Source organism: Ruegeria sp. CDSA077, assembly GCF_059612265.1.
Genome location: NZ_JBXWQG010000004.1, coordinates 85,260 through 110,044, shown reverse-complemented (window position 1 = coordinate 110,044; position 24,785 = coordinate 85,260). Strand labels below are relative to the sequence as shown.

At 56.0% G+C, this 24,785-nt stretch carries 21 protein-coding genes; 15 read left to right on the top strand and 6 right to left on the bottom strand.

Translation table 11 applies throughout. The features are described from left to right. Positions 1–60: 60 nt before the first annotated feature. Together AC2FLE_RS11260 and AC2FLE_RS11255 are read left to right on the top strand one after the other, a co-directional pair. Positions 61–1,224: a glycosyltransferase family 4 protein gene (locus AC2FLE_RS11260; RefSeq protein ID WP_496697072.1), complete on the top strand. Its 1,164-nt coding sequence runs from the start codon at positions 61–63 to the stop codon at positions 1,222–1,224. A gap of 33 nt (positions 1,225–1,257) precedes the next feature. Continuing rightward, positions 1,258–2,106 carry a sulfotransferase family protein gene (locus tag AC2FLE_RS11255; protein WP_496697070.1) on the top strand — a complete coding sequence of 283 codons (849 nt, stop codon included), beginning with the start codon at positions 1,258–1,260 and terminating at the stop codon, positions 2,104–2,106. 12 nt (positions 2,107–2,118) lie between these two features. Here the strand turns inward: AC2FLE_RS11255 and AC2FLE_RS11250 are convergent, their stop codons facing one another. Next, a complete protein-coding gene (locus AC2FLE_RS11250; protein WP_496697068.1) occupies positions 2,119–3,351 on the bottom strand; it encodes a glycosyltransferase family 4 protein in 1,233 nt (410 codons plus the stop codon). A gap of 424 nt (positions 3,352–3,775) precedes the next feature. Between AC2FLE_RS11250 and AC2FLE_RS11245 the strand changes: the two genes are divergently transcribed. The 3 genes from AC2FLE_RS11245 (at position 3,776) to asnB (ending at position 8,117) form a co-directional block, all read left to right on the top strand. Further along, entirely contained in the window at positions 3,776–4,939 is a 1,164-nt protein-coding gene (locus tag AC2FLE_RS11245) for a DegT/DnrJ/EryC1/StrS family aminotransferase (protein WP_496697066.1), read from the top strand. A gap of 94 nt (positions 4,940–5,033) precedes the next feature. Continuing rightward, complete coding sequence (locus AC2FLE_RS11240; RefSeq protein ID WP_496697065.1) at positions 5,034–6,164, top strand: glycosyltransferase; 1,131 nt, start codon at positions 5,034–5,036, stop codon at positions 6,162–6,164. A 3-nt stretch (positions 6,165–6,167) separates the two neighbouring features. Further along, entirely contained in the window at positions 6,168–8,117 is a 1,950-nt protein-coding gene (gene asnB / locus AC2FLE_RS11235) for an asparagine synthase (glutamine-hydrolyzing) (protein WP_496697063.1), read from the top strand. Between the two features lie 28 nt (positions 8,118–8,145). On the opposite strand, the gene AC2FLE_RS11230 is transcribed toward asnB, so the two are convergent. The 3 genes from AC2FLE_RS11230 to AC2FLE_RS11220 are packed head-to-tail and all read right to left on the bottom strand — an operon-like array spanning position 8,146 to position 10,354. Further along, a complete protein-coding gene (locus tag AC2FLE_RS11230; RefSeq protein ID WP_496697062.1) occupies positions 8,146–8,841 on the bottom strand; it encodes a PIG-L deacetylase family protein in 696 nt (231 codons plus the stop codon). Then, positions 8,838–9,752, bottom strand: a complete 915-nt coding sequence (locus AC2FLE_RS11225) for a methionyl-tRNA formyltransferase (RefSeq protein WP_496697061.1) — start codon at positions 9,750–9,752, stop codon at positions 8,838–8,840. The genes AC2FLE_RS11230 and AC2FLE_RS11225 overlap by 4 nt, the downstream gene beginning before the upstream one ends. Next, positions 9,749–10,354 (bottom strand): sugar transferase, encoded by a 606-nt coding sequence (locus AC2FLE_RS11220; RefSeq protein ID WP_496697059.1) that lies wholly within the window; start codon positions 10,352–10,354, stop codon positions 9,749–9,751. Before AC2FLE_RS11220 ends, AC2FLE_RS11225 begins: the two co-directional genes overlap by 4 nt. Before the next feature lie 1,074 nt (positions 10,355–11,428). On the opposite strand from AC2FLE_RS11220, the gene AC2FLE_RS11215 reads away from it, so the two are divergent. The 10 genes from AC2FLE_RS11215 (at position 11,429) to AC2FLE_RS11170 (ending at position 23,029) form a co-directional block, all read left to right on the top strand. Further along, positions 11,429–13,309 carry a polysaccharide biosynthesis protein gene (locus AC2FLE_RS11215; RefSeq protein WP_496697057.1) on the top strand — a complete coding sequence of 627 codons (1,881 nt, stop codon included), beginning with the start codon at positions 11,429–11,431 and terminating at the stop codon, positions 13,307–13,309. Positions 13,310–13,391: 82 nt separating this feature from the next. Then, a complete protein-coding gene (locus AC2FLE_RS11210; RefSeq protein WP_496691638.1) occupies positions 13,392–13,814 on the top strand; it encodes a GtrA family protein in 423 nt (140 codons plus the stop codon). A gap of 1 nt (position 13,815) precedes the next feature. Continuing rightward, entirely contained in the window at positions 13,816–15,450 is a 1,635-nt protein-coding gene (locus tag AC2FLE_RS11205; protein WP_496697054.1) for a glycosyltransferase family protein, read from the top strand. Positions 15,451–15,546: 96 nt separating this feature from the next. Further along, entirely contained in the window at positions 15,547–16,356 is an 810-nt protein-coding gene (rfbF, locus tag AC2FLE_RS11200; RefSeq protein WP_142636222.1) for a glucose-1-phosphate cytidylyltransferase, read from the top strand. An 8-nt stretch (positions 16,357–16,364) separates the two neighbouring features. Continuing rightward, complete coding sequence (gene rfbG / locus AC2FLE_RS11195) at positions 16,365–17,498, top strand: CDP-glucose 4,6-dehydratase (RefSeq protein WP_496697052.1); 1,134 nt, start codon at positions 16,365–16,367, stop codon at positions 17,496–17,498. A gap of 24 nt (positions 17,499–17,522) precedes the next feature. After that, the gene (locus AC2FLE_RS11190) at positions 17,523–18,725 is read left to right on the top strand and encodes a DegT/DnrJ/EryC1/StrS family aminotransferase (RefSeq protein WP_142636227.1); all 1,203 of its coding nucleotides are present in this window, start codon (positions 17,523–17,525) and stop codon (positions 18,723–18,725) included. Continuing rightward, positions 18,725–19,969 carry a methyltransferase domain-containing protein gene (locus tag AC2FLE_RS11185; protein WP_496697050.1) on the top strand — a complete coding sequence of 415 codons (1,245 nt, stop codon included), beginning with the start codon at positions 18,725–18,727 and terminating at the stop codon, positions 19,967–19,969. The genes AC2FLE_RS11190 and AC2FLE_RS11185 overlap by 1 nt, the downstream gene beginning before the upstream one ends. Before the next feature lie 10 nt (positions 19,970–19,979). Beyond that, positions 19,980–20,927, top strand: coding sequence for an NAD-dependent epimerase/dehydratase family protein (locus tag AC2FLE_RS11180; protein ID WP_496697048.1), 948 nt, complete (start codon positions 19,980–19,982; stop codon positions 20,925–20,927). Beyond that, entirely contained in the window at positions 20,888–21,907 is a 1,020-nt protein-coding gene (locus AC2FLE_RS11175; protein ID WP_185956666.1) for a glycosyltransferase family 2 protein, read from the top strand. The genes AC2FLE_RS11180 and AC2FLE_RS11175 overlap by 40 nt, the downstream gene beginning before the upstream one ends. A 3-nt stretch (positions 21,908–21,910) precedes the next feature. Next, entirely contained in the window at positions 21,911–23,029 is a 1,119-nt protein-coding gene (locus AC2FLE_RS11170) for a glycosyltransferase family 4 protein (protein ID WP_496691626.1), read from the top strand. Here AC2FLE_RS11170 and AC2FLE_RS11165 read toward each other — a convergent pair. Beyond that, the gene (locus AC2FLE_RS11165) at positions 23,004–23,660 is read right to left on the bottom strand and encodes an HAD family hydrolase (protein WP_496697046.1); all 657 of its coding nucleotides are present in this window, start codon (positions 23,658–23,660) and stop codon (positions 23,004–23,006) included. The genes AC2FLE_RS11170 and AC2FLE_RS11165 overlap by 26 nt on opposite strands. Further along, entirely contained in the window at positions 23,660–24,631 is a 972-nt protein-coding gene (locus AC2FLE_RS11160) for an ATP-grasp domain-containing protein (RefSeq protein WP_496697044.1), read from the bottom strand. The genes AC2FLE_RS11165 and AC2FLE_RS11160 overlap by 1 nt, the downstream gene beginning before the upstream one ends. Between the last annotated feature and the right edge of the window lie 154 nt (positions 24,632–24,785).

Sequence of the window (24,785 nt, the reverse complement as noted above, 5' to 3'; positions counted from 1 at the left end):
TTTATGGTTCAGCGCGCGGTTCTGATGTCCGGCGCTGAGCCAAAAAGGCGGCAGGCCAGAATGAAAAAGATACGCGTTTTATTTCCCTTTGCAGGTTGGGCAGATCTGGGCGGCAGTCATGTTTCCGCGCTCAAACTTGCGTCCTGTCTGGACCGGGATCAGTTTGAACCATTGGTCCTTTGCCACAACGAAGCCGGGTCGGTCGGGCAGTATGCTCAATCGCTGGGTCTGAATGTCGAAGTATTGCAGGGCCCCAGGCTTATGGGCCCTCCAAACAATAAAACGGATGCGGATGTTGGCTTTCCGGAATACTGGACCCGGACCTACGGCCAGCTCGTCCGGTTTTTGCGGGACAAAAAGCCAGATGTCGTCCACACAAATGAGGGCCGATTGCATGTGAATTGGGTGTTTCCGGCCAGACGGTTGGGGATCAAGCATATCTGGCACCACAGGCAGGATCCTCGCGCGGTAGGCGTTAACTATGTCGCGCCGGTGTTTTCGAACCGCATCCTAAGCGTGTCGTATTTTTCGAAACCCTCGCGCCCGATACGCTCGGTTGACAAAAAGTTTCAGGTCATCCGCAGCCCCTTCGACCTGAGCATTCAGCGCCCGGATCCAGACGCGGCGCGTCGGATGATCCTGAACGAAATTGGTGCGCCGGAAAATGCAGTTCTTCTAGGATATTTTGGCCATCTGGAACCGCGAAAACGGCCGGTTCATTTTGTCCAAAGCCTTGTGGCCATTCAGAAACAGTTTGCGGACAGGCCGGTACATGGCCTGCTGTTTGGCAAAGTACTCAATCCCGATGACGGGTTGGACTCAGGCTCCATGGACGTGGCCCGAGAACAGGGGATGGGCGCGCAGATTCATATGATGGGTTTTCGGCAGGATGTTGAAAAGTGCATGGTCGCAATGGATGCCACCCTTGTGCCGGCCTTGAACGAGCCATTTGGACGCACCTTGATCGAGGCAATGCACCTTGGACTGCCTGTTGTGGCCACACGGCACGGCGGCAATGTCGAGGCAATCGATCATGGCAAAACCGGTTTTCTGGTAGACCCGCAGGACCCCGAGGCCTTTGTTGAGCCGGTCGTCTCTCTGATTGAGGACCCGAGCCTGAGACAGCAGGTAACACAGGCTGCATACCAATATGTGCAGGATAATTTTGGGTTGGATAAACACGTGGCCGAAGTGTCCGACGTGTACCGAGAATTGGTTTCGTAATCCGGATGCGAAATGTAAGGTTTTGGGGGTAAAATGGGTTTGCCGAACGAACGAAAAATAGATTTCCTGATTTTCGGTGCTGCGAAATGTGCGACCACTTGGTTGCAGAATTCATTGACGGCTACACCGCAAATTTTCATGCCGGATCCCGAGCTGCACTATTTCTCGGATCATTATGACCGGGGGGCGGTCTGGTATCGCGATCAATACGAGGGTTATTCAGACCAGAGTATCGTAGGCGAAAAATGCAATACCTATCTGACACATCCAGAGGCGGCCAAAAGGATTGCCCGTGACTATCCTGATGTCAGGTTGATCCTGCAGATGCGCGATCCGGTTCGAAGGGCCTATTCCGACTACTGCATGCTGTTTCGCAGAGGCACTGTTGGGGACGACATTCATCGGTATCTGGACCCTGACAAGGCTGGTGATGAAAGGTTCCTGCACAATGGTAGATATGCCTATCACCTGCGCCGTTTCTACGATCTGTTTCCGACCGATCAGATTCTGTTGCTGGCCTACGAAAACACGATCTCACAACCGGTTGAAACCTTACGCCGTGTCGCCGAACACATCGGTTATTCCGGCGTCGTGGAGCCGCCACTAGAAGAGCGGGTCAAAAACAAAAATACGCCAATCGTGCCCTTGCCTCTGAGGCGGGTTCTGGCGCCGCTTCGACCGTTGCTTGACCCGATCCGGCATACGGGGCCGTTAAAGGCCATTCGCAAAGCGGTGGCGCGGCAGGTGGAATACCCTGAATTGCCCGATGCTTTGGCGCAGAAAATGGCCGATTTCTATAGGCCTGACGTTGCCGAGCTTGATGCGATTGATCCGGGTCTTAGCCGCGGGTGGCGCAGTTTCTCGGATCAGACGTCGGCTTAGAATGGGCGCGGATCAGTCGGTGGCAGTCGAGGGCAGGGTGGTATCGCTGTCGATCAGCCCCATTTTCCGCAGCAGGATCGTGTTGATCCGGGCGACGTCGAACTCTTGCTCGGCACGCGCCCGCGCGGCCTGACCCATGGATTCGATCAGGCTGCGGTCTTCAACGAATTTTCTCATCGCATCCGCCAGCCCCTCTGGATTGCGTTTGGGGACGATAAACCCGTTTTCCCCGTCGCTGACCGCATCGGCGCATCCCGGGGCATCGGTCGTAATGACGGCGCGCCCTGTCGACATCGCCTCAAGAATGGCGCGGGGGATGCCCTCACGATAGACGGTGGGCAATACGAAGACCGAACATTCCTTGAGAAATGGCCGAACATCGTTGGTTTCGCCCAGATACTCGATATGCCCCTGCTGACCCCATTCTTCGAGCTGCTGTGCATTGACCGAGTCCGGATTGTCATCCAGCGGACCCAAAAGCTGACAACGAACATCAGGGAATTGTTCCCTAAGTTGCCGGGCGGCCTCGGCATATTCGAACACGCCCTTGTCACGCAGCAGGCGCGCGATCATCAGGAAAACAGGCGGATCTGTGGGCGGGTTGGATTTTGCGTATCTGGCGAGGTTGACGCCAGAACCGGGCACAATCGACAGCGCGGCCTTTTTCGCCATCAACCGTCTGCTGCGAAACTCTTCGGCGTCGACCGAGTTGTAAACCAGCACCTCGTCGGCACCTTTCAATCCGATCCGGTAAAGGCCTGTCGCCACCGCTCTTAGCACTTTTCGGCGCAGGGTCAGTTCGGCATCCGCAAATACATAACCTAACCCGGTACACATCGCGAACCGCCGCCGAACGCCGGTCAACCGCGCCGCAAGGCCGCTGAAGATGATCGGCTTCATCGTATAGGCAAAGACGATATCGGGCCGTATTTCCCGGCAGATCCCGATCAGCGTGAACAGGGTGGACAGATCCTGAAATGGATTTAACCCCGCGCGCGCCATGGGGATTTGCCGAAATGTTACGCCAATCTCGGCAAGGGCTGCTTCGGTCGTCGCATCATTTTCCGGTGCGCAAGCAAGTACGTCTGCGCGTTCCGCAAGCTCTTTCAGCAGGTCATAACGAAAATTGGTCAGTGAGGTCGTAAGATTGCCGACAAACAGAACTTTTGGGCGTCCGCCAGTTGTCGAACCACGTTCGGCAGGTACGGCCTGGGCACCGGAAGCGGTGTTGGGAAAATCACTCATCAAAGAAACATTTCAAACTTTAAAAACCAAGGTTGAGGCGATGCTGATCCATGTCGCCGAAGCTGTCAACGGGGCTGTCACCAAAGCCGATTGTTGCCTATTTTTCACCTCTGACTGTCTGCGGCCTGATTGTTGAAAAATCACGCTGTTAAGTGACCTGGAACCTTGCATAAGCAATCGATTCAGGTCAGGTTTCGCCTGCCGCGGCACAAAAAGATATTTCCGAAACTGCGGAGTTTGTTTCCAATTCAGGCGCTGGCCGCCAAAAATTTGTTAATTGTTGAGTTTGCCTGACCTCCTCGGATGGTTTGGCGTGAGGTAAAGAAATGATCCGGAAATCCTGCTGTCTAAATTTGAGCAATAATAGGCTTGGCCCATCTTCCATCGGCTATCCTCTGGCCGCTTATCTGAAGGGAAACAGCTGATGCCCAAATGGCCATTCTTCGAAGAAGATGAAATTGATGCTGTCAGCGCAGTGCTAAGATCCGGTTGCGTGAATGCCTGGACCGGCCCCGATGTCAAAGAGTTCGAACGTGAATACAGCGCCTATACCGGCGCGCAGCATGCGATCGCCATGGCAAATGGCACGGTCACTCTGGACGCCGCGCTGCTGGCGTTGAACATCCGACCCGGAGACGAGGTTATCGTCACACCGCGTAGCTTTATCGCGTCTGCCAGTTCGATCCTTCTGGCCGGTGGCAAGCCGGTATTTGCAGATGTGGATCGCGAGAGCCAGAATATCACCGCAGAAACGATTGCACCGGTTCTGACCGACAAGACCGTGGGGATTATCGCAGTCCATCTGGCCGGGTGGCCATCGGATATGGCGGGTCTCATGGATCTGGCGCGCAGTCGGGACCTCTGGGTGATCGAGGATTGCGCGCAGGCGCATGGTGCCATGATCGGTGACCAGCACGTGGGAACCTTTGGCACCTGCGGCTCGTATTCTTTCTGTCAGGATAAAATCATCACAACCGGCGGCGAAGGCGGAATGCTGATCACCAATGATGATGAATTGTGGTCCAAGGTCTGGAGTTATAAGGATCACGGTAAAAACTATGAACAGGTGTTTAACAAAAGCCACCCTCCGGGGTTTCGCTGGCTACATAGTGGCCAGCCGGGCACCAATCTGCGGATGACCGGGCTTTCCGCCGCCATCGGGCGCATTCAGCTGGCGAAATTGGACGGGTGGCGCGCCCATAGAACCAGAAATGCCGAGATTTTGGCGGAAGCTCTATCCGGATGCGCTGCGTTTCGGGTACCTGTTCCACCTGCCGGGCTGACACACGCCTATTACCGGTTTTATGCGTTCATAAGACCAGAGAATCTGGCCTCGGGTTGGAGCAGGGATCGCATCATAGCTGAGATTTCTGAGGCGGGTTTCCCCGTGTTCTCGGGCAGTTGTTCTGAAATATATAGAGAAGAGATGTTCGCACGCCTTGGTGTCGGCCCGGTTGATCCCTTGCCGGTGGCGAAAGAGCTTGGTGAAACCAGCCTTGCTTTTCTGGTTGATCCGACCTGGTCGCATCAAGACATCACCGGTCTGGCAGAATTTGTACGCCAAATCGGAGATCGGGCGCGTGCATAGGCAGTTCACACCGCCGCATCCAGGGCGCGTGTCTGAAGGTTCCGACCCGGCATGTGCCGCCGGATCAGGTTAGTGAGTTTCGGGTGTTGAACGGATGATCATGCATGTCATCACCGATTTTTCCGGTCAGGGCGGGGCCCAGGCGATGCTGGCGCGGCTGATTGCCAAATCCGGGGATCGGGTATTGGTGGTGTCGCTGACGGAGGTTTCGGACAGGATCAAAAGCCAATGTGCAAATCCAAACGCCGTTCTGATCGGATTGAATGCCAGATCACTGTCGTCCATGCCCCGCGCGATATTGCAGATATCGCGTCTTATCCGTCAGTATAAACCGCAGGCGGTTCTGTGCTGGATGTACCATGCGATGGTCATCGGGCTGATTGCCAGCTGGATATCAGGTCGAAAGGTGCCAATTTACTGGACGGTGAGGCAGGCTTTGGACGACACCAGCTCGTTCACGCGCAGCACACGGATTGCGGTGGACCTGTGTCGGCGTTTGTCGGGCAGGTGCGCGGGGATCATTTATAATTCGCAACGCGCATTGGATCAGCACGCGAAGAACGGGTTTGCTGCTGCGCGGTCTTGCGTCATTCCGAACGGTCTGATCATGCCGCAAGTGAAATTGGTGCGGAACGATCCGCCCAGGGTTTTCGGGATTGCGGCGCGGTTTCATCCACAGAAGGATCACGAAACCCTTTTCCAGGCTCTGTCCCTGGCGCTGCGGTCAGTCCCCGATCTGCGCATCATCGCGGCCGGAGAGAATATGTCGCCTGAAAACTCCGAAGTACAATCATTGCTGGCGCGCAATAACCTGACTGCGGACAATGTAGAGCTGTGCGGCGACCTGCATGATATGGCTGCATTCTACAAACGGATTGATGCGCTGGTGCTTTCATCCCGAACCGAAGGGTTTCCGAATGTTATTGTCGAAGCGATGAGCTATGGCCACCCCGTTGTGTCGACGGATGTGGGTGATGCGGCGGTGATCATTCGCGACTGCGGATTGATCGTACCGCCCCGCAACGCGGAATTGCTGGCAGACGCTTTGGTCCATGCCGCAAATTGGTCGGCCCCGGCGTATCTGGAAAAAAGAGAAAAAGCCCGGGCGATTGTGGCCAATACCTACCAGCTTGACCGCGTTGCCGCGCAGTATCGGAACATTTTGGAGAGCGGCAGTCTTGATCCCGAAAAGATTGCCTCTCAGCCAGAACAGAAGGGGATCTGAGCGATGTGTGGCATCACCGGATTTATCAACTTTGGCACCGTTGATCGGTCTCAGGCCTCATCCGTTTTGGGCCGGATGTGTCAGTCGATTGAACACCGTGGTCCTGATGGAACCGGGTTGTTCGTGGACCCCGATCAGGGTGTGGCCCTGGGGCATTTGCGTCTGGCCATTATTGATTTGTCGGAAACCGGTGTGCAGCCGATGGAGTCCTCCGATGGACGGTTCACCATCGTCTTCAACGGTGAGATCTATGGCTATCTGGGCTTGCGTCAGGAATTGCAGGATCTGGGCATAAACTTCAGGGGTACCTCCGATACCGAAGTTTTGCTGGCGGCGATGCAGCTTTGGGGCATCCGCAAGACATTGGATCGCGTGCACGGGATGTTTGCCATTGCTGTGTTCGACCGCAAAACCCAGACGGTGACACTGGCGCGGGACCGGATTGGCAAAAAACCTCTCTATCTGGGTCTGGCCGGGAAAACCGTTCTGTTTGGGTCCGAATTAAAGTCGCTGCGCGCGCATCCTGATTTCGGAGCGGCAGAGGTGGATCGCGCGGCCTTGGGATCGTTTCTTCGGCTTGGATACATCCCAGCCCCGCGCACGATTTACCCGAATGTCCTGAAACTGCCCGCAGGCTCTATGGTTGAGGTCAAACTAGATGCGCCTCCGGCCTCGCTGGACGCGCTTCTGCAAGGGATCGAGCGGTTCTGGGATATCGAGGCCGTAGTCACCGAGGCGCGCGCAAACCCCTATCCTGACGATGAAACGGCAATCGCCGAGATTGAATCCGAACTGCTGCGTGCTGTGGGCGAACGGATGGTTGCGGATGTGCCGGTTGGGACCTTCCTGTCGGGCGGTATCGACTCGTCACTGATCACCGCGATGATGCAAGAGCAGTCGAACAGGAAAGTGCCCAGCTTTACCGTGCGTTTCGATGATGAGGACACCAACGAAGCTGACCATGCAAAGGCCATCGCCGAGTATCTTGGGACGGATTATCACGAGGTGACGGCGACTCCGGAAATGGCGTTTCAAGCCATTGAGGGCTTGCCGCAGGTGTTTGACGAACCTTTCGCCGACCCGTCGCAACTACCGACCCTGCTGGTTTCGCAACTGGCGCGTCAGCAGCTTAAGGTCGTCATGTCCGGCGACGGCGGCGACGAGTCGTTTGGTGGCTATGCCCGCTATGTTCGGATGCAGGCCTTTGAACGTCTGAAAGGCAAGATGCCAGACCTGGCAATTCAGGCCCTGTCGCAGGCGCCGCAATCGGTTCTGAGCGCCCTGGTCCCTGTCCTTAGGCCATTCGCCCCAAGCAGCATGCGCGACGATCTAAGCGCTGACCGTCTGGCCAAGCTTGCACCGGTTCTGCAGGGGCGCGAGTTCCAGTGCCGGTATCAAGCCCAGTTTTCGATCTGGTCCTCCGGAATGCTTGGAAAGGCCGGCATTCCGCTGGGCAATGAGATCGGAAAGCATGATTTGCCCGCTGGGCTGAGCCGGTTGGACAGTATGATGTTATTGGATTCACTCTATTATTTGCCGGATGATATTCTAGTGAAAGCTGACCGCACGTCGATGTCGGTGGGCCTTGAAATGCGCGCGCCGTTGTTGGATTACCGCGTTGTCACCGCCGCCTGGCGCTCCTCGGCATCGCTTCGGTGCGATGGGAAGATTGGCAAGGTGGCATTACGCGAGCTGTTGAAAAAGCGGGTTCCGCAATCGCTGTACGACCGGCCAAAGCGCGGGTTTGGTATACCGCTCAACGCTTGGCTGCGCGGGCCCCTGAAATCGCGCGTTTCCAGCATTCTACTGGATGGCAACGGGCTTGAGGGTTTTGTGGACAAGGCCGCGCTGGAAAAGTGCTGGGCCGAGCACCAATCAGGCAAACGCAACTGGGGGGCCCAACTGTGGACGGTCTTTATGTTCCAACTCTGGTCCGACGCGTGGATGCGCTGATCCCAGCCAAGCGATCAGGCCAGGACCGTCAGATGACCGTTCTGACCAGCACAAAGCCCTCAGCCGCGGCCCGGTGAACCGTCGCGCCACGCAAGGTTGCCAGCGCTCTCAGGCTCTGAACCGAGCGTTCATGCGGCGGTTGTTTGACCTGGCTGGCGAAAAGCTGGAAGGCGTCAAGTTTACGTTCCAAGGTATCCGAAATGTCCACGAACATGTTCGGGATGAAGGGCGGCGTCAGATATGGCGCGTTCCAGTTGGTCTCGGATAGCGTCTCATAGGCCGCGATCGTTGTTGGGTATTTATCCTGATAGGGTCGGCTTGCCACCAAAGTCGAAAGAAAGCTCAGTTGGTGGTCCAGATGGATGTCGCCGGGATGTGGCGCAAGAATAACACTTGGGTCGAGGTCACGGATCAGAGTTCCCAGGCCAGCGTTCAGGTCGCCGTGGGGGTGTTCGGCCAGTTCGGCGGCAGGGAAATCCAGCCAATGCGTATGTGCCACACCAAGATGATCATGTGCTGCACGCGCCTCGGCTTGTACATTAGCGATCTGTTCCGTGCTGAATCGGGGTGACCGGCCCGTTGTGACAATCGCGACATGGACCGCGCGACCGGCATCCGCCAGACGGGCGATGGTGCCACCAGCCCCCAATACTTCATCATCGGGGTGCGGGGCGACCACAAGTACCGGTCCGTCCTGTCCGTCAAAAGGTGTCAGCGATGTCATTCGGAATTCCTGAGCTTTGAGTGCTGTTCGAGCGGCGCATCCGTGCCTGTCCAGTGTGTGATGTCCAGACATTTCCCATCCCCACAGGCGACCGTAAACCGGTCTCCGTCGATAGCCTGTATCTGGCCGGGCAGGCCAATATAATAGCCTTGCAAGGGAGTGTTCTGTACGCCCAGCAGGATCAGTTTCTCACCGGATGCAGAATACGTGTAAGCGCCGGGATAGGGCGGCCCGGCTGCGCGTATCAACCGGTTAATCTCTGCCGCCGGTCTGGTCCAGTCGATCAAGCCGTCCTCGGGCCGCCGCCGCGCACAAAGGCTGATCCCGGTTTCCGGTTGCGGCGCCGCCGGTATGTCACCTTCGGAGATTTGTGTCAAAAGCTGAGGCAGCAGCTGCGTCAGGGCCTGAAGCGCCCGGTCATACAGCTCGCGCGCTGTTACCGTGTCGGGATCGACCGCATATCGAGCTTGCGCCGCAATCGGGCCGTCATCGGCCCCTTCGCCAAGCCAGAACAATGACGCGCCTACATCGGTTTCGCCCAATATGACAGTCCAGGGGATCACACCGCGTCCGCGCAGACGGGGCAGAGCGGATGGGTGAAACCCGACGCATCCGATCTTTGCCTGGGCCCGAAATTCCGGCCCGCATATCTGAGACCACCCGATGACCAGTATCAGATCAGGTTTTACGGCTTGAATGGTTTTGATTGTTCCGGCCGAGTCACTTTTGGCCGTATAGTGGACAGGAATATCATACCGATCTGCAGTGGGTTTGAGATCTGCAAAATCAGAGTGCCGGTGGGACAAGTCCGGCGGTAGTGTCACCACCAAATCCGGTACAAACCCTCGGGCACATATGGCGGATAAGGCGACATGCGATCCTTCGACCGCCCCCACAAATACCGTCTTCATGCAGGTGTCTCCTTTCGGCTGTCCAGCCAGTTGTCTGCGGCCTGAATTCGGTCAGGGCGTTTATGCTCTCCGGCCAAGGCTACCATAATGGTTTCGAACAATATCTTCAGATCAAGCGACAGTGACCGGTGCGCGACATACCATAGATCCAGCTTTAGCTTCTCGTCATTTGAAAGCGCGGTATTGCCGCTGACCTGAGCCCACCCTGTCAGGCCGGGCCGAACCGTGCAGCGCACCCGCCCATTGTCTCCAAACTCTTCGATGGTTTCGGGAAGCAGGGGACGGGGGCCAACAAGGGCCATATCTCCGCGCAAGATGATCACAAGCTGGGGCATCTCATCCAGCCTTACGCGGCGCAGAAGCTTGGTGGTTTTTGTCTGACGTTCCGAATCTGGCAGCAAAGCCCCGCTTTGATCGCGTGTGTTGGACATTGTTCTCAGCTTCCAGATGCGAAAGACGCGCCCATTGCAGCCTGCCCGCCGTTGGCCAAAAAACAAAGGTCGCCCGACCGAAAACAGCACAATCACACAACCCGCCAGAAAAAAGGGCAGCGCGATCGTGCCCGCGATCAGGCAACACAGTATTTCGAGAAATCTGTTCATATTCAAACCCAAGAACTGTAGCTGAAAACTACGAATATCAAACCAAGAACCAACATCTCTCCGGATCATCCTGTTGGCCGGATCCAAGTTCCGGCGCACTGATACGAAGTCTGGGCAGAGTTGATCCCAAATCGATTCTCGATTCAAGCGGCAGAGCTGACCGGCACCCTGACTATGCGGAAATTTTTCCAAGCATGCGCCAAGTTCACAAAGCCTTTGTCAGGAAAACCGGCCTGCGACTCATTAGAGGATTGGCCGAAAGGAGTTGTCATCTTTGTTGCGTCTTGGTTCACAATGCCCCGATAGGGGCTTATTGTGGATCGATTGGGCAATATTGAGACCCGGACAGCGGCCCCCGAAGATTTCATCGGATTGAGAAAATGACTGTAATTTTCCCCGTGAGATTAGCATTTCTCTTGTTTACGCTAGGTCAATCGGCGCTCAAGTCAGCCGAAACAGGGAGGAAATTCTGCAACCCTCAGCAAAATATCAGTCAAAGAGTACTTCAGGAAACGCTGCAATTCGTTAATGAAGTGTGAAGAAATTACTTTTGAGGGCGCGGAAACGTATGTTAGCGTTGAAGGAGATTGAAGAAATTGCGCTAACCGGCGAACCAGAGGAACAATTTTGTTACTTGCGCGAATTATTATTATTAACGAGTGAAGTGAGTGTGTTCAACTTGGGCGATTGAGACAAGCTCAAGTGAAGGGGGCAAAACAAAGATACGGGTACAAGGCTTTCGGTTGATCATCTGATCGCGAGCCTTTGGTTTATATAGGACAGCTGCAAGCGGTCTGTGAGTGATCAGTTGGGAGCTGTGGCAATGTTTTGATGCTGCAGGATCCTGTTGGGTAACGATGTACGAGTAATTCTCGACCGGAATTGAGCCGGTGATGAGATAAAGGGGTGAGGTAAATGGTTTCGGGTTTTCATTGCTGGCAAACGCAGATTGTTAGTGAGTTGCGTGCCAATCATCGATTAGTCTTTGGAGACATTGTTGCTTCGTCTTTCTCAGCCGTAGTGGCAATCAATCTTGCGAATGGTGGAACGGTAGCGCAACAGATGGCGCCAGCCATGTTCCCGCTGATGCTCTTGTCCAGCCTGATTGGACTGGCGGTTTTCCCGCTTGCGGGCATGTACCGGCGCCACACACGCTCGACGTCATTGCGAGACATTCGTCTGATCCTGCGGGGATCGACAATGTTGGTCCTGTGCCTCATGGCTGCCAGTGCAGTTTTCGAAGTAACCAAGGCTGTACCCTTCGCGGCCTTCATTATTCAGCTTGGCTTGATGATCCTTCTGCTCAGTGCCCTGCGTGTAGTTGCCCGCAGCCGTGAGCTGAATCGCCAGAATGCGCGGTTGATGGCCGAACATCAGGACAAGGTTCCGGTGCTTTTGGTTGGCACGGGTGCAAGTTGTGATCTATTTGTCAGGTCTTTGCGGAATACGCATTCCAAGTATCAGCCGGTGGGCATTATTGACGATGCGCGCAATACCATGGGGCTGTATTTCCACGATGTTCAGATTATCGGATCTCTTCTGGATGCCGATCGCGTGGTCGAGCGGCTTAAAGCCTGGGATCATTTGCCCAGACGCTTGTTCCTGACCGAACCGATCACGCATTTTGAAAGTGACGGCATCCGCAAGCTGACCAGCTGGTGTGAATCCAACGGTATCGCTGTCTCACGCGTGCCGGGTCTTGGGGAAGAAGGCCAGGATGCGGCCAACGGTTGTATTATCAACCCGGAAGAAATTCTCGAGCGGCCACAAAAAGCTGTCGAACGCTCGATGTTGCGCGAGATGTTCCGTGGGCGCCGCGTATTGGTGACCGGTGCCGGTGGTTCGATCGGTAGCGAACTGGCACGTCAGATAGCCTCTTTCGATCCGGCGGAACTGGTGATGATCGACCATTGCGAGTTCAACGCCTATTCCATCGACATGGATTTGTCGCAGAACTTTCCAGATGTTCCCCGGCGGATGTATATCGCAAGCATTCGCAATGCGTCGCGTGTGAATGACATCTTTGAACGTCATCGCCCCGAGCTGGTGTTCAATGCCGCCGCCCTGAAGCATGTTCCGATGGTTGAGATGAACCCCTGCGAGGGCGTTTTGACCAATGTGATCGGAACCCGTAACGTCGCGGATGCGGCCCGGAACTATGGTGCTATCGCGATGGTGCAGGTTTCCACCGACAAGGCTGTAAACACCACCAATGTGATGGGTGCAACCAAGCGCGTTGCTGAGTTCTACGTTCAGGCGCAGGACCGTGTAACCAACGGAACCGAGGAAGAAACCCGGTTCTTCTCGGTACGGTTTGGCAATGTTCTGGGGTCGTCGGGCTCACTGATCCCGCTGTTTCAACGTCAAATCTCGAACGGTGGTCCGCTGACCGTGACCGATCCCCGGATGGAACGGTACTTCATGACCATCCGTGAGGCCGTGCAACTGACTCTGGTTGCGGCCGCAAGCGGGTTGAAAATGGAAAGCAGCCACGGAGAGATATTCGTTCTGGATATGGGTCGGCCGGTCAAGATCGTGGATTTGGCAGAACGGATGATCCGCCTTGCCGGGCTAAAGCCTTATGAGGATATCGACATCGAATTCATTGGAATTCGTCCAGGCGAAAAGCTGTTCGAGGAATTGTTTGATGCGTCTGAGAAGCGCCACGAATGTGGCATTCCGGGCGTCGGGTCCGCACGGCCCGAGGGCATTCCTGTTGCCCGCCTGCGCGCCATGATCCGGAAACTGGAACAGGCTGCGGCAGAAGGTGACGAACTGGCTGCCAAACGCCTGCTGAAAGAGTTGGTGCCAGGGTATGGTGCAAATGGCCTGCGTCCGGTTCCGATCTCGGAATTCTCGTCTAAGCCCATTTTCAAAAGCGCTGGCACAAACGCAGCAAATGCAGTCAGCCAGTCTGAAGGAGAAAACCCGGAACTGTTGCCCGCTGGCAGCTGATTAAGAATTGTTTTCTAGTGTCGGTTATTTTGCCGAATTTGGTTTCTGTGTTTAATATTTCCGCCGAAAGGGCCAACATTTGATGGCGAGGCTTAATATACGCTCGGCTTTCGCGCCGTCAGAAGAACGTGCGCAGGTGGTACGGTTTATCTGGGCCGGCCTGATCAACACGGCGTTTGGCTACAGCGTGTTTGCCCTTTTGATTTTTGCGGGCATGCATCCACAGCTTGCGCTTCTGCTTCAGTTTATTTTGGGTGTGATCTGGAATTTTTGTATCCACGCCCGGTTTGTCTTTGGCGTGCAGGGATACCGCCGTTTCCCGCTATATGCGATGTCTTATGTCGTGCTGTATTTTGTGAATGCGCTGCTTTTGCGCGGTTTGATGCAGGTTGGGCTTGATCCCTATCTGGCACAGGCGGTCGCATTGGGGCCGGTTGTCATATTGTCTTACCTCATGATTTCGCGTGCGCTTGGCCGGGGTCAGGCGTTGGATCGGAGGGGCTGAGATGAGCGATGCGAGAATATCAAGCTTTAAGGGCACCACCCCGTCAAGTACGCGCATGGGTGCTATGGTTGGGATCGTGACCGCTGGTCTGGGGCTTGTGTTGCTGATTGCCGGTTTGTTCGGCCGCCTGATGACCTATGATCTGCGCCGGGATGAGCTGATGTTCGTCCCTCCGGCGCGTTTGCTCGGAGAGTGGGAGCTCTATTCGGACTTCTTCTACAATCACGTCCCTTATTCGGCGTGGTATTACCTTGGGTCCGGCATTCTTTTCGATGAGTTCGGCCTGTTGGGGTCCGCTCGGATCGGCCTGTTTCTGGCCTGGCTTGGATTGATCGCGGCGACTGGCTGGGTAACGCTGCGCTTGTCGGGATCGCCGGTTCTCGCTGTCTTTTCAGTTATCGGCATCGTGACATGCGAGCTGTTTCTGACCGGTGCCGGTATGGCCGCAACCAACAATCTGTTGCCATTGCCATTTGCGGTCATCGGGCTTGGCCTGTTTTTGATCGAGACGTCAAAGCCCGCGCCGCGATTTTTGACGCTGGTCCTATCGGGCGTCGCATTGTCTATTGCGGCGGGGATGAAGGTCAGTGCGGTACTGTTTATTCCGCCGATTGCTCTTGCCGCATTCTTGTTGCCTGCGGATGTTTCGATGGCACGACGACTGAAAGCCGTGGTTCTGCCGCTGCTGATCGGAGGGTTGATCGGGGCCTTGCCCCTGTTTGCCTTCCTGCTCGCTGATCCGGGCGTCTTTCTGGCGCATGTCTTGGGGTTTCACACCGGACCACATGTCGCCTATTGGGAAGCCAACGCCGCAACAGAACCGGGGCTGGCCCTGGGATTGTCGGGCAAGTTGATGCTGGCCCATTCGGCATGGGTTGCCGGAGTGGGCTTGGTGATGGTTATGGCCATTCTGTCCGTGCTTTGGATTATCCTGCGTGGTGGTGCGCGTGTCGACGAAATGCAGCCCTCGCAACTGCGGCATGGTGGTGTTGTTCTGGCGATCATTATCTTGACTGCCTCGATGGCTTTTGTCCCAACGCCCGGTTTTCCGCAATATTATATTCAGCCACTGGTCTGTCTGCCTCTGCTGCTCGCGGTTCTGTTCCGTCGGCTTGACCCGCCACGGCGGCACGAGGCAGTGCCTGTGCTTGCGGCAGGTATTGTCTTGATGGTCATCCTGGGACTCCCGCGTATCGGGATGGGCCTGGTCTCGCTGACAGAGCCTTCGAAGTTCACCTCGGCCCGTTTTGCCGGTTCCGGTGCTGTCCTTCGGGATGCGGTGGCAGGCAGTGCACTGCCTGATGGTCCGGTCGCGACTTTGCTGCCGATCTATCCGCTTGAGGCGGGCCTGAGCGTTTATCCAGAATTTGCAACGGGGCCATTCGCTTACCGAATTGCACCCTTCACGGATCCGGAACTTGCCGGCAAATACGTGATGGCAGGCGCCGAAGACTTACCGGCTCTGTTTGCAGATAACCCGCCTTCGGCTTTCCTGCTTGGATACGATTCCGTTCTGGAAGCCCCATTGTTGAGCTATGCGCGGGCAAACAACTACCGCCCAGTCGAATTATCAGGTCTGAACAACCGCTACGGCCAAGGTGTGGTATACTTGAAAGCTGCAGGGGCTGAACAATGACCAGTGCCTGCGCGACTCAACCTGCCTATATTTTTCCTGGGCGGGCCCATTCACATGACCATCAATTCTATTGATCGAATAAAGGAAGGATAGACAATGAAAACGGTACTTCTGGCTGGTGGACTAGGCTCGCGTCTGGCCGAAGAAACGGTTTCCATTCCCAAGCCCATGGTTGAAGTGGGCGGGCGTCCGATCATCGCACGCGTGATGGATATCTACAGCCATTTCGGGCATCGTGATTTTGTTGTGGCTGCCGGGTACAAAGCATTGCTGCTGAAGCAGTTCTTTGCCAATTATCACCTGATCGCCAACAATATATCGGTATCGTTGGACACTGGGGAATTGCAACTGGTCCCTTCTGCTCCGGGCGGGTGGAATGTGTCAGTGGTCGACACCGGTGCGCATACCATGACCAGTGGTCGTATCCGTCGGCTCAAAGATTGGCTGACTCCTGATGAGCCGTTCATGTGCACCTATTCGGACGGCGTGGGAAATATCGACATCAATGCACTGATTGATTTCCACAAATCACACGGCAAGCTGGCGACCGTAACTGCGGTTCAGCCCCCGGCGCGGTTTGGTAACATCGAGCTCAAGGGCGACAGGGTTGACGCCTTCACCGAAAAGGTCCGCAATCGCGAAACCTGGATCAATGGCGGCTTCTTCGTCTTCGAGCCGGGCGTCTTGGACTATATGGTTGATGACAATGAGCCGCTGGAACAGACCCCGCTGACCCAGATGGCCCGCGACGGAGAGTTGATGGCCTATCGCCATGATGGGTTTTGGCACCCGATGGATACCCTGCGCGACAGGAATACCCTGGACGGTCTGTGCGAAGGTGAAACGCCGCCCTGGCTTAATTTCAACGAAGGTTCGGGCAAGAGCTACCCTGCTCTGGCGATATGAGGTGAACCGTGAGCGGGCAGGTCAATTCTCAGTTTGATGGCGTTTTTGCCGGCCGCCGTGTTCTTGTGACCGGGCATACCGGATTCAAGGGCGGGTGGATTTGTGCATGGCTGAGGCGTCTGGGGGCAGAGGTGACAGGCCTGTCACTGCCGGCCGAAAAGGGGCACAGCTTCTTTGACGCCTGCGGTGTTGACGGGCTGACCGACAGCCGGATCGCGGATATCCGCAATCGTCAGGCGGTGCTGGATACACTGTCAGGGGTGGACGCTGAAATCGTGTTCCACATGGCTGCACAGCCTTTGGTGCGCCGGTCCTATAGGGATCCTGCCGAAACCTTTGCGACCAATGTATCTGGAACCGCCCATGTTCTGGATGCCGCTTTGGGGATGCGCTCGTTGAAGGCGGTGGTCGTTGTCACCAGTGACAAATGTTACGACAACAAGGAATGGACCTGGGGTTATCGCGAAAACGATCCGATGGGCGGCAGGGACCCGTATAGCGCCTCGAAAGGCTGTACCGAGCTTGTGGCGCAATCTTATGGTCATTCCTTCTTTTCATCAGCGGATGGGCCGCAACTGGCAACAGTCCGGGCCGGGAATGTGTTCGGAGGGGGCGACTGGGGCGAAGATCGGCTTATCCCCGACGTGATCCGCGCATCCGAGGCGGGCGAACCGGTGGTTATCCGCAACCCGCTCAGCGTGCGCCCCTGGCAGCATGTTCTTGAACCGCTGTCGGGCTATCTGGCCTTGGCCGCGCGAATGTATCGGGATGGGCAAAGCTTTGCTGGCGCCTGGAATTTTGGCCCTGATGTGTCGGGGACGGTGGATGTCCGGCAGTTGGCAACCTTGATGCAGGATGCCTGGGGCGACGGAGCTCCACAGTTTTCGATGGCGTCTGCTGAACAGACATCTGCCGCGCCGCATGAGGCAGGTATTCTTCGACTGGACAGCACTAAGGCGCAAACGGGATTGGGTTGGCGTCCGCAACTGACATTGCCCGAAGCCGTTCGCCTGACAGTAGACTGGTACAAGGCCCATGCCGCCGGTGCGGAGATGGGTGGGATCACAAACAATCAGATCGGGTTCTACAGTGACCTGATGTCTTCACGGGATTTCGACCGGGCTCCGGTCGCCGCGCAATAGCGGGTTATTGAGGAGAAAAGAATAATGCGAGTGAATTACGGTCAAACCGTGCATGGCCAGGAAGAGATCGACGCGGTTGTCGAAGTTCTGAAAACGTCCACCCAGATGGGCCCCAAAGTGCGCGAGATGCAGGAAAAAGTGGCTGCTTTGTTTTCCAAACGCCACGGCATCATGGTGAACTCGGGGTCATCGGCGAACTATCTCGCGGTCGAGATTCTGGACTTGCCAAAGGGCAGCGAAGTTATCACTCCGGCCCTGACTTTTGCCACGACGGTTGCTCCGCTTGTCCGTCAGGGCCTGATCCCGACCTTTGTGGATGCCGCGGTCGGGACCTATAATATCGACGTAGACGCGATCGAACGCATGATTACGCCAAATACATCTGCCGTCATGATCCCGTCACTGATCGGAAACCTGCCAGATTGGCGCCGTATCCGCGAGCTGGCCGATGCGCATGGTCTGAAGGTAATTGAAGACAGCGCTGACACGCTGGGCGCAACCATCGACGGTACAAGCACGGGCGTCTATTCCGACGTCTCTACCACCAGCTTTTACGGCAGCCACGTCATCAATGGCGCCGGGAATGGCGGCATGTTGTGCGTGAATGACGAAGAGCTTGGCCGCAAGGCGCTTTTGCTGAGGTCCTGGGGGCGGTCGTCCTCGCTGTTTGTGGAATCCGAGGCCATCGAGAACCGGTTCAACGTCAAACTGGACGGGATCGAGTATGATGCCAAATTTCTGTTCGAGGATCTTGGCTATAACGTTGAACCTTCGGAAATCAGCGCGGCATTCGGGTTGGTGCAGCTGAGCAAACTGGACAACAACATCCGCGTGCGCGAAGAGGCCTTCGCTGCTCATCGCGCCTTTTTTGCCCGCTATGAAGACTGGTTCATCCTGCCTGAACAACTGCCGAACTCGCGCACCGGTTGGCTGGCCTTCCCGCTGACATTGCGCGAAGGTGCCCCATTCACACGGCGCGAGATGCAGATATTCCTTGAGACTTCGGACATTCAAACTCGGCCCGTCTTTACCGGAAACATTCTGCGTCAGCCTGCCATGAAGCAAGTAGAATACCGAGCAGATCCCGCGGGCTATCCCAATTCCGATGCGGTTATGCGCGGGGGTATCCTGCTGGCTTGTCACCATGGTCTGATACAAGCGCAAATCGATTATATGCATGCAAAATTTGAAGAATTTGCATTGAAATTCCAAGGAGCACTGGTCTGATGAACGATCAAAGCATCAATACGTCTGTTCGCACGACCTGCCGGACCTGCCGGTCTACCAACCTTATGCTTGTGCTGCCGATGGGCGATCACCCGCCCGCCAATATGTTCGCACGGCCCGAGCAAAAGGATGTTCCGCAACCGGCTTTCCCGCTGAATACTCAGGCCTGTCTGGATTGTGGCTTGATCCAGGTTGCAGATCAGGTGCCTGCTGATTTCTTTACGGACTATCTTTATGTCCCGTCCGGTGCGGCAACAATGCATACACATTTCGCCGAACTCGCCTCGGTCGCGGTAGAGCGTGCGCAAGGTGGGCTGATCATTGATATCGGTTGTAATGACGGTCTGATGCTGTCCCATGCCAATGATCAGGGCGGGCGCACATTGGGCATCGACCCGGCGGCCAACCTTGCCAAGATTGCCGGCGAACGGGGCGTTCGGGTCCATGTGGACTTTTTCAACCGCGCCACCGCGCAGCAGATTCGTGAAACCGAAGGGCCGGCCAGCGTCATCACGACGACCAATACCTTCAACCATATCGACGATCTGCACGGCTTTACCGAAGGTGTTCTGGACCTGTTGACAGATGACGGCGTCTTCATCATCGAAGTCCCTTGGGGCAAGATGATCCTCGAGACCAACGAGTTCGACAATGTCTATCACGAACATGTCTCTGAACTCAGCCTTCTGTCCGTCGTCAAGCTGGGCCAGTCCGTTGGGCTCGATGTAGTGGATGTCACAAAACTGCCGGTTCATGGCGGTTCGATGCGCGTGTTCATGCAACCCGCCGCGCTGGACAAAACCCCGGCGCCGATCGTTGCTGATATGCTGGCCGACGAAGACGCCGCGGGCATGACCAACAAAGAGGCATACGAAGCATTTGCCGAGCGTGTTCACGCGATGCAGGAAAGCCTTGTTTCCATGCTGGCCGAGCTTAAGGCATCTGGCAAAACGATTGCTGGCTACGGTGCGCCCGCTAAGGGTAACACGCTGTTGAACTACTTTGATATCGGCACGGAAACTCTGGATTTTCTGGTTGACCGGAACACGTTGAAACAGGGCCTGTATTCGCCGGGCAAGCTTATTCCTGTATTGGCCCCCGAAGCGGTCATGGAACGCAAACCTGATTACCTGTTGGTTTTGGCCTGGAACTTCTTTGACGAAATCCGCGAGCAGATGGCTGATTTCGAAGCCGCTGGCGGCAAGTTCATCGTGCCTTTGCCAATGCCAGTAGTTATTCCCTGAAGGGAAAACAATGACGCGCGTACTGATCACCGGAGCCAGCGGATTCATCGGCTCTCATCTGGCTCGGGCCTGTTTGGCCCGGGGCGATGAGGTCGCTGTGCTTACGCGGCCGGGTTCCTCTCGGGACCGTTTGCAAGGTGCTTCGGGAATCCGCTTTTTCACCGATGGGTATTCGGATGTTGCCGCGATCAAACGCGTCGCGAATGCGTTCCGACCCGAGGTAGTTCTGCACACCGCCGCGCAGACAAAATTTGCCGAGACTGATGACCTGGCAGATCTGAATGCCAGTATTTTGCAAAATCTCTCGACGCTGGTTGCGATCCTGTCGGCTTTGGCCATCTGTGATCAGCCGCCCAAAGCGTTTGTGCGCACCGGATCCATTGCGGAATATGGTGATATCAAGCTGCCCTATGTCGAAACTTCGCGAGAGAACCCGCGAAATTCCTATGGCGCCTCTCTGGTGGCCGGAACGCACTATATTGAAATGGCTCAGCCCCGGCTGCCGTTCAAGGCTGTTACGGCTCGGTTGGCGCTGACCTATGGTCCCGGACAGTCAGAAGATTTCTTCATACCCCACGCCATTGGCCGCCTGTTGCGGAAAGCCCCGGTTTTCCTTCATCGTCCACATGATCGGCGTGATCTGATACATATTGACGACATAGTCGAAGCGCTGCTGCTGATTGCTGACGCACCGGACAAGGCGGGGTCGGTCATTAATGTTGTCACTGGCGATGCTCCGGATATGGCCGCGGTCGCAGGAGAGTTGCAGGTGTTGACCGGAGCAGCTCCGGATATGGTTTCCTCTGCGCCGCCGAAGGATGACCCGGTATTGTTGGTTTCGGATCCTTCACAGATGGCGAAACGTTATGGCTGGTCGGCAAAAATCGCTTTGCGTGAAGGCCTTGAAAGGACGGTTCAATGGACAAAACAGTCACAACAAGCGGAGATGAACGCGTGACTTTGGTTTCAATCCTGATCCCCGCTTTGAACGAAGAAGATAACGTTCGCACGGCCTATGAACGTGTGACCAAGGTGTTTGACGATCTGCCCTCTTATGAGCCCGAGATCATTTTCACTGACAACCATTCCACGGATCGTACATTTGAAATCCTGTCGGATATTGCTGCTGCTGATCCCCGTGTCCGGGTTATCCGATTTGCCCGCAATATGGGATATCAGTCATCAGTTCTGACGGCCTATCGATCCGCAAACGGGGCCTGTTCGATCCAACTGGATTGCGACATGCAGGACCCGCCCGAACTGATCCCGCAGATGCTGGATACCTGGCGGCAGGGATATCACGTGGTATACGGCATTCGCCGTAGCCTGCCGGACGGACCCATCGTCGCTGCCGCGCGGCGCGGCTTTTATGCGTTGATCGATATGATCAGCAATGATGATTTGCCGAGAAATGCGGGCGAGTTTCGGCTGACTGACCGGCGTATTCTGGACGAGCTGCGCCGGGTCGATGATCGCTCTCCTTATGTTCGCGGGTTAATCAGTGGGATGGGTTTCCGCCAGATCGGCTTTGAATATGATCGCAATGCGCGCACCGCTGGCGAGTCGAAATTTCCGTTTCGGGCCATGCTGTCGCTTGCTGTCGACGGGTTGATCAACCACTCGCTTCTGCCCTTGCGCCTTGCCTCGATGATTAGTCTGACGGTTGGCACAGGGACTTTTTTGCTGATGATCGGATATGTGATCGGCAAGCTGTTCTTTGGCCAGAACTGGCCGGGCGGTTTTGCCACGACCACCATCCTGTTGCTGCTGTCGATGACCTTGAATGCGATGTTCCTGGGAATAATGGGCGAATATATTGGGCGGATTTTCCTGCAGTCCAAAGACTTGAATCGACCCATTGTCGAACAAGAGTTGAACCGTCCGGAAACTCTGGATCTGGTACAGCAAGCTGATCGTGTAAAAAGCGCCGCTGAGTGAAAAATGAAACTGTTATTGGTGCAAGCTGGGTTCGGAGCGGGCGGTGCGGAAAAGATCGCCGCAATGATCGCCGCGCATCGAATCTCGGCCGGGGATGAGGTTCACGTCGCCGGGATGGCGACAGAGGATTCTGGTTCCTACTTCGCCTATCCTGAGTGCGCGCATTTACACATGATTCAGCCGCTAAAGATCTCGCGGCGACTGACGCAGGCACGGCGCTACTTGCATATTCGCAAGGTCATCCGGGCTGTGCGTCCCGATCTGATCATCTCGTTTCTGACCAAGGTGAATGTGCTGACCATGTTGGCCGCGCGTGGAACCGGGGTGCCCGTCGTGATCTCTGAGCGGAACAATCCGCTGGTTCAAAGCGGAAATCCCATGTGGCTGAAAGCGGTGAACAGGCTTGCGCGGGGGGCATCCGGAATTGTCATGCAGACCGAACGTGCGCGTTTGGATTTGCCTGCGGACCTGATCCCAAAGGCCAGTGTAATCCCCAATCCATGTGCTCCGCTGGGGGGGATCCACATCGGGTCCGGACAGACCCGGCTTGTGGCTGTCGGGCGTTTGGATCGTCAAAAGGGGTTCGATATGCTGCTGCGGGCAATGCCCGAAGTGCTGCGCGACAACCCAGACATCCGGTTGACGATCTTTGGCGAGGGCCCAGAGCGCGACGCGTTGGAACAGCAGATCTCTGCTGCGAATTTATCGGATGTCGTATCATTGCCCGGCGCCAGCCCAAAACCCGGAGACTGGATGCAAGACGCGGATATTCTTGTATTCCCGTCTCGCTTTGAAGGGTTCCCGAATGTAGTTGCCGAGGCCACGGTCACAGGTCTGCCGGTCATATCGTTCGATTGCGCCTATGGGCCACGGGAATTGATCCGCGACAGGGAAAACGGATTGCTTGTTCCGGCCGAGGATGTTGCCGGTCTGACCAAGGCGATTTTCAGCCTGTCAAAGGATGATGCCTTACTGAATAAAATGCGTCAGAATGCGCGCCATAACAGGGAATGGCTGGAACCGCAGCATGTTCTGTCGGACTGGGATTCTTTGATTGCCAATGTGCAAATCGGAGTTGCTGCCAAAGCCGGCACGGCTAAAGGTCTGACAGAACTTCTGTAAGCTGGTCTAAGCTGGTGACCGTGGCATATGCGGTATGCTGGGTACTGGGTGGAATAGGATCATGAACCGCTCCGGGCCGGAGGATTTGAACCGTCCGCCAGCCTCGGGCATTCGGGGTGATAAAGTCCTTGGCCGGATTGTCTGCGACATAGACCATTCTGCGCGGGTTTTGCGCGGCCAATTCCATCTCTTCATAGGCGCGGGGATGCGGTTTCCCGTAGCCATCCGGCCAGGCACCGGTCGGGCGGATATGCGCAATAAAGCGGTCCAGATCCAGCGCGGCGATCTTGTTGCGCTGCATCTTTTCGGGCCCGTCGGTGATCAACCCCATTGGCTGATCTGCGTTTGTCAAAAACCGCTCGGCGTCTTCGCACAGCGAAATGAGGGGCGGGTGTGACCGGTATTTGGTGATCAGGTCCTGTATGAAAGCATCGGTCGCATCAAGGCCGGTCTGCGCGCAAGCCACATTGAATATGCGTCGTCTTTCCCCCGCATTGTACGCGGCCTGACACTGTTGTCCGAACCCTTCAACGCCGGTTTTTTCGTGGACCCAACCGTTCAGCCAGTTATAGCCGCTAAAGGCAAAATCTCGCTCCAGATACAGGGTGTCGTCCAGATCAAATACCAGCATCAGCCCTGATACACCGCACTGTCATATCGCATCATTTTCACACCATCGCGCCAGTTGTTATGAGCGGTTGACGGTAATTCGGCGACCTCTTCCAAAAGCCACTGTGCGAACTGTGCGCCCGCATGATCGGCCAGAGGGTAGCCACCCCCGAAACGCGCATTGATCTCAAGCACTGCGGGGCCATGTTCTGGGTCATCGATGATCTGAAAACAGGCGACACCGCGCAGATCGGGCAGGGCCTGTGCAATGCCTTCGGCGATGGTTTGCAGATCATTGCGTCGCCTGGTTTCACCCTTTTCAACCTCACCGGCGCGAATTTGAATGCGCAGATGCGGGATCACCGTGCAGAGCTGACCCGAGGCATCTACAAACATGTTGATTGTGTATTCCGGTCCGTTCAGCTTGTCCTGAAAGATCATCGGTTCGGGGAATTCAGAGGGGACATCAGCGAGGGTTTCGAATATATCCAGCCCTCGGCTTGCACTGCCGCCACTTGGCTTTGCAAAGATGGGCCAACTGATGTCCTGTGGCCGCTCTAGCAATTCCTGATGATCCAATGTGCGCGGAACTGGAACCCCGGCTTCGGACAGTTTCTGGATTGTCAGGCGCTTGTCCCGGACAACCTCGATCACGTTCACCGGCGAGACATGGACTCGCGCGCCCAGATTGGCAAAGGCGGGTGCGGCCTGTGCCAGCGGCATCAGTTCCGGGTCGATTGTGGGGATCACCAAGCTGACCCCGTGTTGACGCACAATCTCGAGGATCGAGGTTGCATAATCGGGGCTGTCACATCGCGGCACGGCGGCGGCGTGATCGGCCAGTGCACAGGCCGCGCTTTCATCTGGGTTCAGGTCGCAGGCGATGATGGTCAGGTCAACATCCAGACGTTCCGCAGCCGCCCTGAAGCATTGCAACAAGCCAACACGGCGACCCGCCGACGTAATCAGGATTGCCAGACATTTTCGCGCCATCGGAAACTCACCAATTCATAAACAATTATACGTGCTTAACCTAGCACAGGGTGTCTTGCCCTGTGAACGGGGTAGGGGTGAGTTTGCCTCAATATTGTTTTGAGTTGCGGCAATCCGACAGTGCGGACCCTGCCAGAGATATGCAGCAGTGCGG

Bases quoted from the DNA above. Each gene is read 5' to 3' on its own strand.
- AC2FLE_RS11260 (WP_496697072.1), top strand. From the start codon at position 61: ATGAAAAAGATACGCGTTTTATTTCCCTTTGCAGGTTGGGCAGATCTG.
- AC2FLE_RS11255 (WP_496697070.1), top strand. From the start codon at position 1,258: ATGGGTTTGCCGAACGAACGAAAAATAGATTTCCTGATTTTCGGTGCT.
- AC2FLE_RS11250 (WP_496697068.1), bottom strand. From the start codon at position 3,351: ATGAGTGATTTTCCCAACACCGCTTCCGGTGCCCAGGCCGTACCTGCC.
- AC2FLE_RS11245 (WP_496697066.1), top strand. From the start codon at position 3,776: ATGCCCAAATGGCCATTCTTCGAAGAAGATGAAATTGATGCTGTCAGC.
- AC2FLE_RS11240 (WP_496697065.1), top strand. From the start codon at position 5,034: ATGATCATGCATGTCATCACCGATTTTTCCGGTCAGGGCGGGGCCCAG.
- asnB (WP_496697063.1), top strand. From the start codon at position 6,168: ATGTGTGGCATCACCGGATTTATCAACTTTGGCACCGTTGATCGGTCT.
- AC2FLE_RS11230 (WP_496697062.1), bottom strand. From the start codon at position 8,841: ATGACATCGCTGACACCTTTTGACGGACAGGACGGACCGGTACTTGTG.
- AC2FLE_RS11225 (WP_496697061.1), bottom strand. From the start codon at position 9,752: ATGAAGACGGTATTTGTGGGGGCGGTCGAAGGATCGCATGTCGCCTTA.
- AC2FLE_RS11220 (WP_496697059.1), bottom strand. From the start codon at position 10,354: ATGAACAGATTTCTCGAAATACTGTGTTGCCTGATCGCGGGCACGATC.
- AC2FLE_RS11215 (WP_496697057.1), top strand. From the start codon at position 11,429: ATGTTCCCGCTGATGCTCTTGTCCAGCCTGATTGGACTGGCGGTTTTC.
- AC2FLE_RS11210 (WP_496691638.1), top strand. From the start codon at position 13,392: ATGGCGAGGCTTAATATACGCTCGGCTTTCGCGCCGTCAGAAGAACGT.
- AC2FLE_RS11205 (WP_496697054.1), top strand. From the start codon at position 13,816: ATGAGCGATGCGAGAATATCAAGCTTTAAGGGCACCACCCCGTCAAGT.
- rfbF (WP_142636222.1), top strand. From the start codon at position 15,547: ATGAAAACGGTACTTCTGGCTGGTGGACTAGGCTCGCGTCTGGCCGAA.
- AC2FLE_RS11190 (WP_142636227.1), top strand. From the start codon at position 17,523: ATGCGAGTGAATTACGGTCAAACCGTGCATGGCCAGGAAGAGATCGAC.
- AC2FLE_RS11185 (WP_496697050.1), top strand. From the start codon at position 18,725: ATGAACGATCAAAGCATCAATACGTCTGTTCGCACGACCTGCCGGACC.
- AC2FLE_RS11180 (WP_496697048.1), top strand. From the start codon at position 19,980: ATGACGCGCGTACTGATCACCGGAGCCAGCGGATTCATCGGCTCTCAT.
- AC2FLE_RS11175 (WP_185956666.1), top strand. From the start codon at position 20,888: ATGGACAAAACAGTCACAACAAGCGGAGATGAACGCGTGACTTTGGTT.
- AC2FLE_RS11170 (WP_496691626.1), top strand. From the start codon at position 21,911: ATGAAACTGTTATTGGTGCAAGCTGGGTTCGGAGCGGGCGGTGCGGAA.
- AC2FLE_RS11165 (WP_496697046.1), bottom strand. From the start codon at position 23,660: ATGCTGGTATTTGATCTGGACGACACCCTGTATCTGGAGCGAGATTTT.
- AC2FLE_RS11160 (WP_496697044.1), bottom strand. From the start codon at position 24,631: ATGGCGCGAAAATGTCTGGCAATCCTGATTACGTCGGCGGGTCGCCGT.